23 protein-coding genes are annotated in these 13,399 nt (G+C 47.3%); 2 read left to right on the top strand and 21 right to left on the bottom strand.

What is annotated here, in order from left to right:
- The first annotated feature begins 123 nt into the window (after positions 1–123).
- Positions 124–1,182 (top strand): DUF1611 domain-containing protein, encoded by a 1,059-nt coding sequence (locus N836_RS44755; RefSeq protein ID WP_023071144.1) that lies wholly within the window; start codon positions 124–126, stop codon positions 1,180–1,182.
- 45 nt (positions 1,183–1,227) lie between these two features.
- Here the strand turns inward: N836_RS44755 and infA are convergent, their stop codons facing one another.
- From infA to rplC, 21 genes are all read right to left on the bottom strand, one after another.
- Complete coding sequence (infA, locus tag N836_RS44760) at positions 1,228–1,452, bottom strand: translation initiation factor IF-1 (protein ID WP_006276978.1); 225 nt, start codon at positions 1,450–1,452, stop codon at positions 1,228–1,230.
- 264 nt (positions 1,453–1,716) lie between these two features.
- Positions 1,717–2,271: an adenylate kinase gene (locus N836_RS44765; RefSeq protein WP_023071145.1), complete on the bottom strand. Its 555-nt coding sequence runs from the start codon at positions 2,269–2,271 to the stop codon at positions 1,717–1,719.
- Positions 2,271–3,593 (bottom strand): preprotein translocase subunit SecY, encoded by a 1,323-nt coding sequence (gene secY, locus N836_RS44770; RefSeq protein ID WP_023071146.1) that lies wholly within the window; start codon positions 3,591–3,593, stop codon positions 2,271–2,273. Before secY ends, N836_RS44765 begins: the two co-directional genes overlap by 1 nt.
- Before the next feature lie 84 nt (positions 3,594–3,677).
- Positions 3,678–4,124 (bottom strand): 50S ribosomal protein L15, encoded by a 447-nt coding sequence (gene rplO / locus N836_RS44775; protein ID WP_023071147.1) that lies wholly within the window; start codon positions 4,122–4,124, stop codon positions 3,678–3,680.
- Positions 4,125–4,159: 35 nt separating this feature from the next.
- Positions 4,160–4,684 carry a 30S ribosomal protein S5 gene (gene rpsE, locus N836_RS44780; protein WP_023071148.1) on the bottom strand — a complete coding sequence of 175 codons (525 nt, stop codon included), beginning with the start codon at positions 4,682–4,684 and terminating at the stop codon, positions 4,160–4,162.
- A 21-nt stretch (positions 4,685–4,705) separates the two neighbouring features.
- Entirely contained in the window at positions 4,706–5,065 is a 360-nt protein-coding gene (rplR, locus tag N836_RS44785; protein ID WP_023071149.1) for a 50S ribosomal protein L18, read from the bottom strand.
- A 7-nt stretch (positions 5,066–5,072) separates the two neighbouring features.
- Positions 5,073–5,609 (bottom strand): 50S ribosomal protein L6, encoded by a 537-nt coding sequence (rplF, locus tag N836_RS44790; protein WP_023071150.1) that lies wholly within the window; start codon positions 5,607–5,609, stop codon positions 5,073–5,075.
- 61 nt (positions 5,610–5,670) lie between these two features.
- Positions 5,671–6,072 (bottom strand): 30S ribosomal protein S8, encoded by a 402-nt coding sequence (gene rpsH / locus N836_RS44795; protein ID WP_023071151.1) that lies wholly within the window; start codon positions 6,070–6,072, stop codon positions 5,671–5,673.
- A 20-nt stretch (positions 6,073–6,092) separates the two neighbouring features.
- The gene (gene rplE, locus N836_RS44800) at positions 6,093–6,638 is read right to left on the bottom strand and encodes a 50S ribosomal protein L5 (protein ID WP_023071152.1); all 546 of its coding nucleotides are present in this window, start codon (positions 6,636–6,638) and stop codon (positions 6,093–6,095) included.
- A 44-nt stretch (positions 6,639–6,682) separates the two neighbouring features.
- Positions 6,683–6,994, bottom strand: a complete 312-nt coding sequence (gene rplX, locus N836_RS44805) for a 50S ribosomal protein L24 (RefSeq protein ID WP_152532063.1) — start codon at positions 6,992–6,994, stop codon at positions 6,683–6,685.
- A gap of 29 nt (positions 6,995–7,023) precedes the next feature.
- On the bottom strand, positions 7,024–7,389 hold the full coding sequence (gene rplN / locus N836_RS75170) for a 50S ribosomal protein L14 (RefSeq protein WP_023071154.1): 366 nt from the start codon (positions 7,387–7,389) through the stop codon (positions 7,024–7,026).
- Between the two features lie 12 nt (positions 7,390–7,401).
- Positions 7,402–7,653 carry a 30S ribosomal protein S17 gene (gene rpsQ, locus N836_RS75175; protein WP_023071155.1) on the bottom strand — a complete coding sequence of 84 codons (252 nt, stop codon included), beginning with the start codon at positions 7,651–7,653 and terminating at the stop codon, positions 7,402–7,404.
- Positions 7,654–7,666: 13 nt separating this feature from the next.
- Positions 7,667–7,915, bottom strand: coding sequence for a 50S ribosomal protein L29 (gene rpmC, locus N836_RS44820; protein WP_023071156.1), 249 nt, complete (start codon positions 7,913–7,915; stop codon positions 7,667–7,669).
- Between the two features lie 3 nt (positions 7,916–7,918).
- Complete coding sequence (gene rplP / locus N836_RS44825) at positions 7,919–8,338, bottom strand: 50S ribosomal protein L16 (RefSeq protein WP_031291771.1); 420 nt, start codon at positions 8,336–8,338, stop codon at positions 7,919–7,921.
- Between the two features lie 36 nt (positions 8,339–8,374).
- A complete protein-coding gene (rpsC, locus tag N836_RS44830) occupies positions 8,375–9,106 on the bottom strand; it encodes a 30S ribosomal protein S3 (protein ID WP_023071158.1) in 732 nt (243 codons plus the stop codon).
- Positions 9,107–9,149: 43 nt separating this feature from the next.
- The gene (gene rplV, locus N836_RS44835; RefSeq protein ID WP_023071159.1) at positions 9,150–9,512 is read right to left on the bottom strand and encodes a 50S ribosomal protein L22; all 363 of its coding nucleotides are present in this window, start codon (positions 9,510–9,512) and stop codon (positions 9,150–9,152) included.
- A gap of 11 nt (positions 9,513–9,523) precedes the next feature.
- Positions 9,524–9,802 carry a 30S ribosomal protein S19 gene (gene rpsS, locus N836_RS44840; RefSeq protein WP_023071160.1) on the bottom strand — a complete coding sequence of 93 codons (279 nt, stop codon included), beginning with the start codon at positions 9,800–9,802 and terminating at the stop codon, positions 9,524–9,526.
- A gap of 83 nt (positions 9,803–9,885) precedes the next feature.
- Entirely contained in the window at positions 9,886–10,749 is an 864-nt protein-coding gene (gene rplB / locus N836_RS44845; protein WP_023071161.1) for a 50S ribosomal protein L2, read from the bottom strand.
- Between the two features lie 38 nt (positions 10,750–10,787).
- A complete protein-coding gene (locus tag N836_RS44850) occupies positions 10,788–11,093 on the bottom strand; it encodes a 50S ribosomal protein L23 (protein ID WP_023071162.1) in 306 nt (101 codons plus the stop codon).
- Positions 11,086–11,718, bottom strand: a complete 633-nt coding sequence (gene rplD, locus N836_RS44855; protein WP_023071163.1) for a 50S ribosomal protein L4 — start codon at positions 11,716–11,718, stop codon at positions 11,086–11,088. Before rplD ends, N836_RS44850 begins: the two co-directional genes overlap by 8 nt.
- 18 nt (positions 11,719–11,736) lie before the next feature.
- Positions 11,737–12,375, bottom strand: coding sequence for a 50S ribosomal protein L3 (rplC, locus tag N836_RS44860; protein WP_023071164.1), 639 nt, complete (start codon positions 12,373–12,375; stop codon positions 11,737–11,739).
- Positions 12,376–12,848: 473 nt separating this feature from the next.
- On the opposite strand from rplC, the gene N836_RS44865 reads away from it, so the two are divergent.
- A complete protein-coding gene (locus N836_RS44865) occupies positions 12,849–13,322 on the top strand; it encodes an NAD(P)H-quinone oxidoreductase subunit N (protein WP_023071165.1) in 474 nt (157 codons plus the stop codon).
- Positions 13,323–13,399 lie beyond the last annotated feature (77 nt).

Genomic DNA, 13,399 nt, shown 5'->3' on the forward strand with positions numbered 1-13,399 from the left:
TGAGGTTTATGGCTTGAATTTTGAGTTATTTCGGTTAAAACGCTTTACACAGTCCGGAAAGCGTTAAGGTGTAAAACTCATTATTCAGAACTCCAAACTTTTCGCCCCAAAGTGCTCCCTACCATGCATCTCCAATCGCATCACCGCATCGCTATTCTGCTTCACAACGGGATTACTGGAACTAAAGGTAAAACCGGGCTGGCACTGCTACGGTACAGCCAAAATCCCATCGCCGTCGTCATTGACGAAACATGTGCTGGTCGATCGCTTCAGGACCTGACCGGCATTGATCGAAATGTGCCAATTGTGGCGACGATGGCAGATGCTTTGGACTATGGGCCAGATGTGCTGGCAATTGGTTTAGCTCCATCTGGGGGCCGCTTGCCAGCTCCATGGATAGAAGATGTCAGGGTGGCGATCGCAGCAGGTCTCAATATCATGAATGGCCTGCATACCTACTTTAATGATGATCCCAGCCTTACCCAGCACATTGACTCCGATCGTTATCCCAACCAATGGATTTGGGATATGCGCCAGGAACCCGGTGGGCTCACGGTGGGCTCTGGCCAGGCCCGTCACCTTAACTGTCGTCGGGTATTAGCCGTCGGCACCGACATGGCGGTGGGCAAAATGTCTACCTGCATTGAGCTGAATCGCGCTACTCAGACTCGGGGACTGCGATCGCAATTGATTGCTACAGGACAGACCGCTCTAATGCTGGGATCACCCGGTATCGCACTGGATGCCGTGCGGGTAGATTTTGCAGCTGGAGCCGTTGAGCAAACAGTCCTTACCCATGGAGAAGACAAGGATGTGCTCTATGTAGAAGGTCAAGGGTCTCTACTAAACCCGGCCTCAACCGCTACATTACCTCTTATGCGTGGGTCTCAGCCTACCCATCTTGTACTGGTACACAAAGTCAACCTGGAGCGTATTCAACACTTTCCAGACTTTAGTATCCCTCCAATTCAGGAGGTGCTTAACTTATATCAAACCGTAGCCACCGCAGGAGGGACATTCACCTCTCCTCATATTGCCGGCATTGCTCTAAATACCTTTGGTGTGGATGAAGATGAGGCCAGAGATGCGATCTCTAATCTCACAAAAATCACAGGTCTTCCCTGTACAGACGTTGTCCGATTTAACCCAGCCCCAATTTTAGATGCAATCTTAAATACCTAACGATCTAGTATCTGGCTTTAGAACTTAAATAGAAGATTTCTGAAGTTACTTCTTCCTTAAACGATAGGTAATACGCCCCTTAGTCAAGTCATAGGGAGTCAATTCCACCTTGACTCGATCTCCGGGCAAAATCTTGATGTAATTACGACGGATTTTTCCAGAAATATGGGCCAAGACGTTAAACCCATTATCTAAATCAACCCGAAACATAGCATTGGGAAGAGATTCGGTAACAGTCCCTTCCATTTCAATTAAATCCTGCTTAGACAAGTAGCTATTCCTCAATTCAATAAACAAGCAAACACGAAGCGGACGGACCCTAACCGTCCCCCCGCTTCCAAGCAGCAGTCCCAACACTTTAGGTCTACTTTTACCCCATTAGCATCATCGAAAGTCTTCAAGGCTGTTCCTAACTCTAGCTAACGGGGTCAACGTTATAAGAGTAACAAACGATACTCCTAATGCCATGGAACAGTCCCCTGTAAATAACTTTCAAAACCCACAACCAGAATCAGTTGGTAGTTAGCATCTGTTCTATGCTTGCAAAACCTGCGTCAAGTCAGATGCTACCGAATCCATAGGCTGGTGGCCATTAATTGATACCAGCTGCTGGCGACTTCTAAAGAACTCAATCAAAGGTTCCGTCTGCTGACGATAAACCTCCAATCGATGACGAATCACCTCTTCATTATCATCCTTACGACCACGTGCCAGTAGTCGCGATATGAGTACCTTATCCGGTACTTCCAAATTCAGCACACACTCGCAAGGCTGCTCAATCTCTGCCAGTAGCTTATCTAAAAAATTTGCCTGACTAACATTACGAGGAAATCCATCTAAAATCCAACCCTTATCAGCATCTTTTTGACCTAAACGCTCACGGATGAGATCCAGAATTAAATCATCGGGAACTAGTTCTCCCGCATTCATGTAAGATTCTGCTTTCGTTCCCAGATCAGTTTTATCGGCAACTGCTGAACGTAAAATGTCGCCAGTTGAAATGTGGGGAACCTCAAAATCCTTAGACAAAACTGCGGCTTGAGTCCCCTTACCGGCCCCAGGAGGCCCCAAAAAAATTACTCTTATCACTACTTTTTCACCATGCCTTCGTAACGTTGAGAAATCACATAGGTTTGAATTTGCTTCGCTGTGTCAATGGCAACACCCACCAAAATCAGCAAAGACGTAGCACCTAAGCCTTGGAAAACAGTTACGCGCAAACCACTTTCCACCATACTTGGCACTACAGCAACTACTCCAAGAAACAAAGCCCCTAAGAAAGTTAGTCGATTCAATACCTTACCAATGAAATCACTGGTGGCTTTTCCAGGCCGAATTCCTGGGATACTTGCTCCCATTTTTTTCAAATTTCGTGACATATCCTCAGGATCTACAACCAGCGACGCATAGAAGTAGCTGAAGAAAAGAATCATTACTAGATACATCAAGTTGTACGGAATCGAACCTGGACTCAAAAACCGGTTCACGAAATCCGAAACACCTGGATTAGCCAAAGTAGTCGCAATGTAAGGAGCTGCCTGCAAAGGCAAAACCAGGATAGCCGAGGCAAAAATGATCGGCATCACTCCACCCTGATTAAGTCGCAAGGGCAAATAATTACTCTTCTCCAGATAAAGCTTACGACCTACCTGACGTCGTGCCGATACAATCGGAATCCGACGCATGCCCTCTTGAACGAACACAATCCCCACAATCATGGCCAAGTAGACCAGGCTAACAATAATAATGCCTGCCACATCTTGCCGAGATGATGTAGGTGATTGAGCTACCGTAACAGCGCTGTTTAGGAGACGGGGCAGAGATGACACAATGTTCAGAAAAATCAGCAATGACGCACCATTACCAACACCACGCTCGGTGATTAACTCACCTACCCACATGACAAACATTGACCCCGCCGTCAGAGCGACTGCAGTTTCAACAACAAATGGAATACCAGGTTGATTTGCGAAGGGGCTCAGTAAAAAGCTAGCCAACAAGGTACTCTGCAAAACTGCCCAACCCACTGCTACATAGCGAGTAATTTGAGAAATTTTTCGACGCCCAGCTTCACCCTCATTTTTTTGGAGATCTTCCAGCTGAGGAATTGCGGCTGTCAGCAACTGCATGATGATGGAGGCATTGATGTAAGGCAAAATGCCCAGTGCAAAAATACCCAGCAGGGACAAGCCACCACCCACAAAGATGTCTAAAAAGCCCAGAAGACCTCCAGCATCAACCTGTTGTGAGAACGCAACACGATCAATCCCTGGCACAGGAATATACATTCCCAAGCGTACCAGCACCAATAACCCTAAAGTCACCAACAAACGTCCACGCAGACCAGCAGCCTGAGCCATCTGCAAGAAAGTTTCTTGGGCGGTGGGTGTCTTTCCTCGACTGACAACCATAATTTTAGATTCTATCTACACGTAAGCTGCACCCAGGCCAAAACCAAGGCACAGCCAATTGGGATATATGCTTATTCTAAAGGCTTACGCCACGATTTCACAGGTGCCGCCAGCTGCCTCGATTTTAGCTTTGGCACTTTGTGTAAATGCCGCTGCTTTCACTGTCAAAGCAACACTTAGCTCACCATTACCCAAAATCTTCAGAGGTCCGTCATTAGATGTAATGATGCCAGCCTCCAGCAAAGATTCCATAGTAACTTCCGAGCCAGCAGACAGCTCAGCCAGCCGTGACACATTGAGGATAGTGAAGACCTTCTGATTAACAATAGGAAAGTGCTTCAATTTTGGAATTCGGCGATACAACGGCAGCTGACCACCCTCAAATCCAGGTCGTGTAGGACGTCCCGAACGAGCTTTTTGGCCACGCATACCAAAGCCGCAGGTAGCACCCTGTCCTGCTGCAATTCCACGGCCCAAACGTCGACGCCGACGCCTGGAACCGGCTTTTGGCTGAACATCCTCTAGTCTCATGGTTCTAAATCCCAACAAATTCAACTATTTCAGACTTAAGCGTAGAGCTTCTCAAGGGAAACGCCCCGCTCTTTAGCAACCTCAGAAAAGGTTCTCAAGGAAGCCAGTGCATCAGCGGCTGCACGAGCATTATTAAGCTGGTTACCAGAACCCAGCTGCTTAGCTAAAACGTTTCGTACACCTGCCAGTTCAAGCACAGTACGTACCGCACCACCAGCGATTACACCAGTACCAGGGGCTGCCGGACGCATAAAGACACGAGCACCACCGGCCTCACCAATAGCAGGATGAGGAAGGGAATAAGCCTTGTTTAGTGGTACATCCACAAGATTTTTTTTGCCATCAGCTACGCCTTTTTTAACGGCACCAATGACATCACTTGCCTTACCAACACCCACACCAACTTGGCCTTTTTCATTGCCAATCACGACAATGGCGCGAAAGCTCAGCTTCTTACCACCTTTAACCACCTTAGTCACGCGGCGGATTTGCACCACTCTTTCCTGCCACTCTGACTCTTTTTCCTTGCCCTTGTTACTTTTGCGACGTTCCTTTGCCATGATTCAACCTTTGTAGAAGTCTTAGAAATCCAACCCAGCTTCACGAGCAGCCTCTGCCAGGGCCGCTACTCGACCGTGATAAAGCTTACCACCACGATCAAAAACGACCTGCTTAACCCCCTTGGCCAAGGAACGCTCAGCAATAAGCTTACCCACTTGCGCTGAAGCATCTTTTGTAGAACTACTGTCTTCGCCTTTTAAATCGGCATCTAAAGTAGACGCAGCCGCCAAAGTGTGGTGTTTATAGTCATCAATGACTTGAGCATAGATATGATTGTTAGAGCGATACACCGCTAGACGAGGCCGCTCAGCCGTGCCTTTAACTCGACGACGGATACGTGAGTGGCGACGGCGGGTAGATTGTTTACGCGTAGCTTTCATAACTCAATTACTTCCCTGCTTTACCAGCCTTACGTCTAACCATCTCACCGGAGTATCGCACTCCTTTACCCTTATATGGCTCAGGAGGACGAGCATCACGAATTTTGGCAGCAACGGTTCCTACTAATTCCTTATCAATTCCAGAAACAGTCACGTTGGTGTTGCTTTCTACTTTAAACTCAATGCCTGCTGGCGGTTCAAACTCAACCGGATGGCTATAGCCCAGGTTCATGGTTAATGTCTTGCCTTTAACAGCAGCTCGATAACCCACGCCCTTGATTTCCAGACGCTTCTCAAACCCTTTAGACACACCTTCCACCATGTTGGCAATTAGAGTGCGTGATAAACCATGACGAGCACGGGCTGTCCGTGAATCATCTTGGCGAGTCACAACAACTTGCTCACCCTCTTGAGCAATGTTGACTTCCCCAGGGAGGACACGAGATAGCTCTCCCTTTGGACCTTTGACGACTACTGATTGAGCATCAATAGACACAGTTACACCTGAAGGTACAGGTACCGGCTTTTTACCAATCCGAGACATTTTAATCTTCCCTAACGCCAGCAGCGGCCATGATAACAACTAATACAAGTAAGGCAACACGTTACCAGATATAACAGAGCACTTCTCCGCCAACGCCCTGACTGCGGGCAGCTCTGTCAGTCATGATGCCACTTGAGGTAGAAACAATGGCAATACCGATACCTCCCAAGACGCGAGGTAAGTCCTTACAGCTTGAATAGACTCGCAAACCTGGTTTACTGACGCGAGTCAGGTTGCGAATGATCGGCTGCTGCATCTTGCCTTTATACCTCAGGCTCACGGTCATCATTCGTGCTACCCCTTCAGTTGACTCCGAGGTATCACCAATAAAGCCTTCTTCTTGAAGCACCTTGGCGATATTACGGGTAACTTTGGTAGATGGAATTTGGACAGTCCTATGCCGCGCAAGATTTGCATTTCGAATGCGCGTCAGCATGTCTGAAATCGTATCGTTAGACGCCATATTTCTCTCTCGTATAAACCTCAGCTATCCCGGAACGGCATTCCCAACTCTTTTAGAAGAGCACGCCCTTCCTCATCAGTCTTGGCATTGGTCACGATAGTGATGTCCATGCCACGAATCTGATCAACGCCGTCGTAATCAACCTCGGGGAAAATCAACTGCTCACGCAGTCCCAGGGTGTAATTTCCCCGACCATCAAAACTCTTAGGGCTTACACCGCGAAAGTCACGAATACGGGGTAAAACCAAATTAATTAGACGATTTAAGAATGCATACATTCGCTCAGAACGCAGGGTCACCATCACCCCAACCGGCATACCTTGACGAATCTTAAATCCAGCAATTGCTTTTTTTGCTCGAGTAATTACCGGTCGCTGACCAGTGATTACACCTACCTCACTCACTGACGCTTCTAGAGCCTTAGCATTTTGTGAAGCTTCACCTAACCCGCGGTTCACAGTTATCTTGAGGACTTTGGGTACTTGATGGACATTCTTGTACTCAAATTGCTCCATAAGTTTAGGAACAACTTTCGTATTATAAAAATCCTTTAGCTGTTCAGCCATTTTCACGTTCCTTTCCCTGGGCTTGGTCAGGGACAAATAGTAAGCTAATCAATGATTTCGCCCGTCTTCTTCAAAATTCGGACTTTACGACCATCTTCGGTAAAGGTATGGCCAACGCGACTGGCTACTTTTTCCTTTTCGGAATAGAGCATCACGTTGGAACTATGAACCGGAAACTCAGACGTAACAATCTGACCAGATTCTCCTTCCTGACGAGGCTTTACGTGCTTCGTACAGATGTTGACACCCTCAACAATCACTTGGCTTTTCTTGGGAAAGACAGCTGTAACTTCGCCAACTTTACCCTTATCTTTACCAGTGATCACCTGTACGGTATCGCCCTTCTTGATGTGCATTTTATGACGCACAGATTGTTTGCTAGCCACTACAGTACCTCCGGTGCTAGTGAAACAATTTTGGTAAAGTTGCGATCGCGAAGTTCACGAGCAACAGGTCCAAAAACTCGGGTCCCCTTAGGATTATTATCGTTATTGATTAACACAGCAGCATTATCATCAAAACGAATACTCATACCGCTACTGCGGCGAAGGTTCTTTTTGGTACGCACCACAACAGCCCGCACAACATCAGACTTCTTCACACCCATGTTGGGCAGCGCATCTTTAACCACCGCGATAATGACATCGCCCACACTAGCGTAGCGACGATTACCGCCTAAAACGCGGATACACATTAGCTTACGTGCACCACTGTTATCCGCCACATTCAGATATGTTTCCTGCTGAATCATTGATTGGCTCCACTACACTTTTTCAGAACGGCCTACAATATCGGCAACAACCCAGCACTTAGTCCGACTTAGGGGACGAGTTTCACGAATGCGCACAATATCCCCGGCCTTACACTCGTTAGAGTCGTCGTGGGCCTTGTACTTCTTAGTACGGACGACAATTTTTTGATACTTAGGGTGGGGGACACGATTTTCGACAGCTACTACTACTGTCTTGTCCATCTTGTCGCTAACAACTCGCCCCGTTAGTTCCTTAGCTGCCATAACTGTTTAACTCCTACTGCTCGCTACTTACTGCCGCATCATCGCCGGTTACACCACCACCAGCTAATTGACGCTCACGCTCGATAGTCATCAGCTGAGCCAACTTACGGCGAGCATGCTTAAACTGATGAAACCCGGTTTCCATTTGCCGAGTAGCCTGTTGAAACCGCAAATCAAACAATTCACGCTTGATACCAGCGATTTCAGCAGCCAGCTCTTCATCGCTGAGTTTTCTTAACTCTTTAGCCTTAGAAAGCGCCATTACTTAACCCTCCAATCCTTCACGGGCAACAAATTTTGTCTTAAATGGCAGCTTGAAGGAAGCCAAACGCATTGCCTCACGAGCAATTTCCTCAGGCACACCTGTAATTTCAAAAACAATCCGACCAGGTTTGATCACAGCAACCCAGAATTCCGGATTACCTTTACCAGAACCCATACGAGTTTCAGCCGGACGCATTGTCACAGGCTTATCTGGGAAAACACGAATCCAGATTTTGCCGCCACGCTTTACATAACGGGTCATTGCACGACGAGCAGCCTCAATTTGCCGAGAGGTCATCCAGGAACACTCAGTAGCCTGGAGAGCATAATCACCGAAGTTGATTGTGCTACCTCGGTGGGCCATACCGCGCATACGCCCGCGATGCTGTTTACGAAATTTTGTTCTTCTAGGACTCAGCATGATGCTTAAACAGGCTAAACAGCTAAAGAGAAATAATTATGAATCGTTAGAACGATCCTCGAACTGCTGACGGCGACGTGGCTGACGACGACGTGGCTGATTATTAGCAGGCTGAGGAGTATCTTCCTGACCAGGAATAATTTCACCCTTGAAAACCCAGACTTTAATTCCTAAGATTCCATAAGTAGTCTGAGCTGTTTTATAGGCGTAGTCGATATTTGCACGAAGGGTATGTAATGGCACACGACCTTCACGCGTCCACTCAGTACGAGCGATCTCAGCACCATTCAGGCGACCACTAACTTGAATCTTGATACCTTCAACACCTGCACGCTGTGCACGCTGAATCGTCTGTCGAACAACTCGACGGAAAGATACGCGACGTTCTAACTGTTGAGTAATGTATTCAGCAATCAGAGCTGCTTCAGCATCAACACGAGCAACTTCAATTACATTGATCCGAATCTGACGGGTATTGTCTTTGAGCTTTTTCTGCAATCCAGCTCGTAATGATTCAATACCAGTACCACCACGCCCTACGACAACACCGGGCCGAGCAGTGTACACTTCTAAATCAATCTGGTCAGCCTTGCGAGCAATCTTAATGTCAGAAATACCAGCATTATTGAGAGTTTTCTCAATAAACTGACGAATGACATGGTCCTCTTCAAGCTGAGCCGGGTATTGCTTTGAATCGGCATACCAACAAGATGCATGTTCCTTAGTAATACCAAGCCGAAAGCCAATTGGGTGAATTTTCTGTCCCACAGATCCTTCCTTATACAGAGCTAACAGTTAAAAACAATCGACCTTAACTAGCGGAGCCAGGAGCTACAGCGATTGTGATGTGACAAGTTGGTTTTCTAATTTGATAAGCACGCCCCTGGGCTCTAGGGCGATAACGCTTCAGCACAGGACCTTGATCAGCAAAAGCCTCACTAATGTAAAGATCGACAGGATCCATGCCGTTGTTATGTTCAGCATTAGCAACAGCAGAACGAAGGACCTTAAGAATAGGCTCACAAGCTCTGTAAGGCATAAATTCAAGAATAATTAATGCCTCACGGTAAGAAAGACCACGAATTTGGTCCAACACTCGACGCACCTTGTGGGGAGACATCCGAATGTAGCGAGCGACAGACTTAACTTGATTACTACTATCGATTTCAACCATGGCTAACCTCCCTAGCGTCGTGCCTTCTTATCACTCTTGACATGCCCACGAAACGTGCGTGTGGGAGCAAATTCACCTAGCTTGTGCCCTACCATCTGTTCACTCACGTACACTGGCACATGTTGCCGACCATTGTGGACAGCAATGGTATGACCAATCATCTGAGGGATGATAGTAGAAGCACGAGACCAGGTTTTAATTACCTGCTTGTCTCCTTTGACATTGAGCTTTTCAATCTTTTTGAGCAAGTGATCTGCTACAAAAGGACCTTTTTTGAGAGAGCGAGCCATAGTTTCGCCAGCCTAAAAACAATCGGTTGAATAACAAAAAGAACTATCGATACCTTGTCGAGCCCAAACTATTGGACAGACATCTATGAATCACGACCACCGCGACCACGTTTAGAAGAGCGACGACGGCGACGCACAATCAAAGATGTACTGGCTTTTTTCTTGTCACGCGTCTTGTAACCCAGTGCTGGCTTACCCCAAGGAGTCACAGGGCCACTACGACCAATTGGAGCCCGTCCTTCACCACCACCGTGGGGGTGATCAACCGGGTTCATTACACTACCCCGAACTTCTGGACGTCTTCCTAACCAGCGTTTGCGTCCAGCCTTACCAAGGGTGACGTTGCGAGCTTCCACATTGCCCACTTGACCGATCGTGGCATAGCACTCGCGGCGAACCATACGCACCTCACTCGAAGGCAATTTGAGTGTGACATAACCACCCTCTTTTGCCATCACCTGGGCAGAAGCACCAGCAGCACGAACAATCTGACCACCGCGTCCAGGGTAGAGTTCCACATTATGTACAGAAGTACCTAAGGGCATCTTATGCAGCGGTAGCGCGTTGCCCACCTCAAGTGGCGCATCAGGACCAGCCACAATAGTCGCCCCTACGGCTAAACCTGCAGGATGTAAGATGTAGCGCTTCTCACCATCCTCGTACTGAGCCAGGGAGATGCGAGCATTTCTATTGGGATCATATTCAACTGAAAGGATCTCAGCAGTCATCTCTCGCTTATCGCGCTTAAAGTCGATCACGCGGTAGAGACGTTTGTGACCACCACCACGATGGCGGCAAGTAATGACACCACGGTTGTTTCTGCCTTTAGCACGATGAATAGAGCGCGTTAGTTTCTTTTCCGGCTTGCTCCGAGTGATTTCTGAAAAGTCAGAAACACTGCGCTCACGAGTACCTGGAGTCAGAGGCCGATAAGTACGAATTCCCATGATTTTATCTGCAAACTAATTGAGTGCTAAAGCCAGGACTAAACATCTGGGAAGAGGGGAATGCTATCGCCCTCAGCGAGAGTCACAACCGCCCGCTTATAAGTAGGCTTATAACCGATAAAACGACCAAGACGCTTCTTCTTACGAGGTGGGTTCATAGTGCTAATACCAGTCACCTTGACCTCAAACAAAGCCTCAACCGCTGCCTTAATTTCAGGTTTTGTTGCTTTTGGAGCGACTTCAAAGGTGTATTGATTATTTTCTAGATTTAGAGTCGCCTTCTCCGTAATGAGAGGCTTCCGAATAATATCGGGAAGATCTCGGGAGTTGATATCCTTAGGCACTGTACACCTCCTGAATTTTTTCGAGAGCAGCAGATGTCACCACTAAACGATCGGCTAAAACAATGTCATAAGCATTCAGGTTTGTAGCCAGAATAAGCTTAATGCTAGGCACATTCCGCACAGAACGATGAATCACATCGCTTTTTTCAGCCGTAATCATCAAAACTTTCTGATCAGGCTCAATTCCCCAACGCTGCATGGCAGAGAGCACCTCTTTAGTCTTAGGTGCTGAAAGTTGCTCTTCAAACCCCTGCACTACAACCATGTCGTCAACGCGACTCTGAAACGCAGTACGCAAAGCTAAGCGTCGCTCTTTGCGATTCATTTTGACTGCAAAGTCACGAGGCTTGGGGCCAAAAATAACACCACCGCCGCGCCACAATGGAGAACGGTTTGAACCAGCCCGAGCACGTCCAGTTCCTTTTTGCCGCCAAGGCTTACGACCACCACCGCGCACCTCAGAACGCGTCTTGGAAGATAGGGTACCCTGACGTGCATTGTGCATCTGACGAACGATGGCACGATGCACGATATGAGCCGCATTATCTTCGCTGGCCACACTTAGATCGAGGGTGGCTGTACCGGCATCAGCGCCCTGCCAATCTTTTACTACGCAATCAACCATGATGAGTTCCTAGCCCTCTTACTTCTTGCCAACAATATTTGCAGGGGCAATATTCAACAGTGAGCCTGGCTTGCCAGGAACGGCACCCTTGACTAGCAAAACATTATGCTCACCATCAACCTTGACAACAGACAACTTGCGGATAGTGACTTGCACGTTACCTAGCTGACCAGCCATTTTCTTACCAGGGTAGACTCGGCCAGGTGTTGTACCAGGTCCAATCGAACCAGGCAGTCGATGATTCTTAGAACCGTGAGTCATAGGACCGCGTCTAAAGTTATGACGCTTCTGGTTGCCGGCAAAGCCTTTACCAATGCTTTTTCCAGAAACATCTACTAACTGACCAGCCTCAAAAATATCTGCAGACAGGGTCTGTCCCAGTTCAAATGTCGAACTGTCGTCAACACGATATTCACGTAGATGACGCAAGCCAGCAGCCCCTGACTTTTTAAGGTGACCTAACTCAGGCTTACTCAATGCCTTTTCTGCAACTTCCTGATAGCCAATCTGCACGGCGCAGTAGCCATCGGTCTGCTGAGTTTTTACTTGGGTCACAACACAGGGTCCTGCTTTGATGACAGTGACTGGCACTGCATTACCAGCATCATCAAACACCTGAGTCATTCCCAGCTTTGTCCCGAGAATACCGACAGACACAATCAATCTCCCTAAACAGTTTGCTGTACTGCAATTACTCGCAGTCAGCGTTTGTAGCCCCTTGTTTTTTCACAGCGGGGGCAGTTGCCTAGGAAAGCACGAAAAAATCAAGGAACTTGATTGCCTTCCTAGAAATTCAACCTTATTTGATTGAATACGTTAGTTAGTGGCTAGAGCAGACAAACCTTAGATGCAAGGAAATGCACAAGGACTAAAACTCTTTGAGCCCAAAACGCATGCCTTAGACTTAAGCAGATGTACCACTTAGTATCTAACTTGGCAGCGGTCTCTAATAGTACAGAGATTTGACGTACTTGTCCATTATTTTTTTGAGATTAGTTTGAATCACTATTCTGTATGAGTTGTATTTATAGGAATACTAGTAATGCTTTTGTGAAAGCTGGTGGTTAACAGTCCTAATATATAGGTGGTACTGAATCAACTAAACCATATAGGCACTGTTTGCATAAGCTATGGGATTACTTGTATTAGGCAATCGATTTGTTCGTGATTTGGAAAGCAATGGTGCGCTGGCAGTACGGGTTCCTTTGGAGGGTGGCTTTGAAGGACGCTATCAGCGACGTATGCGAGCAGCAGGCTATGAAAGCTTACACATGACAGCTCGTGGTCTGGGAGATTTATCAGCCTACTTGGGCGATGTCCATGGTGTTCGCCCCCCCCACCTAGGCAAGAAAAGTATGGGGCAGGCTGCAGTTGGCGATCGCTATTTTCTGCCTCCAGTGTTGGGATATCGGCTAGAGCAAATAGCTCCAGGCATGAAAGGAATTGTGCTTTGGCTAATTGAGGGAAATATTCTTTCGAGCCAAGAGTTAGCATTTTTGGCAGCACTGTGTGCATCTGATTCACGCATCAAGGTTGTGGTTGAACTTGGAGGCGATCGCTCATTTAAGTGGTTCCCACTAAAAGATGCTGTGCAATCTGCGTAACTTGCCACAGTAGATAAATGCTAAGGCACGAACCAAAACAAGAACACTTGTTCTACAATGATTTCAGATTGATTTGC

Origin of the sequence: Leptolyngbya sp. Heron Island J, assembly GCF_000482245.1 — a bacterium.
Taxonomy (GTDB): Bacteria; Cyanobacteriota; Cyanobacteriia; order Phormidesmidales; family Phormidesmidaceae; genus Leptothoe.

Excerpts from the sequence above, each read along its gene's own strand:
- N836_RS44755 (WP_023071144.1), top strand. The coding sequence starts at position 124 with ATGCATCTCCAATCGCATCACCGCATCGCTATTCTGCTTCACAACGGG.
- secY (WP_023071146.1), bottom strand. The coding sequence starts at position 3,593 with ATGGTTGTCAGTCGAGGAAAGACACCCACCGCCCAAGAAACTTTCTTG.
- rplO (WP_023071147.1), bottom strand. The coding sequence starts at position 4,124 with ATGAGACTAGAGGATGTTCAGCCAAAAGCCGGTTCCAGGCGTCGGCGT.
- rpsE (WP_023071148.1), bottom strand. The coding sequence starts at position 4,684 with ATGGCAAAGGAACGTCGCAAAAGTAACAAGGGCAAGGAAAAAGAGTCA.
- rplR (WP_023071149.1), bottom strand. The coding sequence starts at position 5,065 with ATGAAAGCTACGCGTAAACAATCTACCCGCCGTCGCCACTCACGTATC.
- rplF (WP_023071150.1), bottom strand. The coding sequence starts at position 5,609 with ATGTCTCGGATTGGTAAAAAGCCGGTACCTGTACCTTCAGGTGTAACT.
- rpsH (WP_023071151.1), bottom strand. The coding sequence starts at position 6,072 with ATGGCGTCTAACGATACGATTTCAGACATGCTGACGCGCATTCGAAAT.
- rplE (WP_023071152.1), bottom strand. The coding sequence starts at position 6,638 with ATGGCTGAACAGCTAAAGGATTTTTATAATACGAAAGTTGTTCCTAAA.
- rplX (WP_152532063.1), bottom strand. The coding sequence starts at position 6,994 with ATGCACATCAAGAAGGGCGATACCGTACAGGTGATCACTGGTAAAGAT.
- rplN (WP_023071154.1), bottom strand. The coding sequence starts at position 7,389 with ATGATTCAGCAGGAAACATATCTGAATGTGGCGGATAACAGTGGTGCA.
- rpsQ (WP_023071155.1), bottom strand. The coding sequence starts at position 7,653 with ATGGCAGCTAAGGAACTAACGGGGCGAGTTGTTAGCGACAAGATGGAC.
- rpmC (WP_023071156.1), bottom strand. The coding sequence starts at position 7,915 with ATGGCGCTTTCTAAGGCTAAAGAGTTAAGAAAACTCAGCGATGAAGAG.
- rplP (WP_031291771.1), bottom strand. The coding sequence starts at position 8,338 with ATGCTGAGTCCTAGAAGAACAAAATTTCGTAAACAGCATCGCGGGCGT.
- rplV (WP_023071159.1), bottom strand. The coding sequence starts at position 9,512 with ATGGTTGAAATCGATAGTAGTAATCAAGTTAAGTCTGTCGCTCGCTAC.
- rpsS (WP_023071160.1), bottom strand. The coding sequence starts at position 9,802 with ATGGCTCGCTCTCTCAAAAAAGGTCCTTTTGTAGCAGATCACTTGCTC.
- rplB (WP_023071161.1), bottom strand. The coding sequence starts at position 10,749 with ATGGGAATTCGTACTTATCGGCCTCTGACTCCAGGTACTCGTGAGCGC.
- rplD (WP_023071163.1), bottom strand. The coding sequence starts at position 11,718 with ATGGTTGATTGCGTAGTAAAAGATTGGCAGGGCGCTGATGCCGGTACA.
- N836_RS44865 (WP_023071165.1), top strand. The coding sequence starts at position 12,849 with ATGGGATTACTTGTATTAGGCAATCGATTTGTTCGTGATTTGGAAAGC.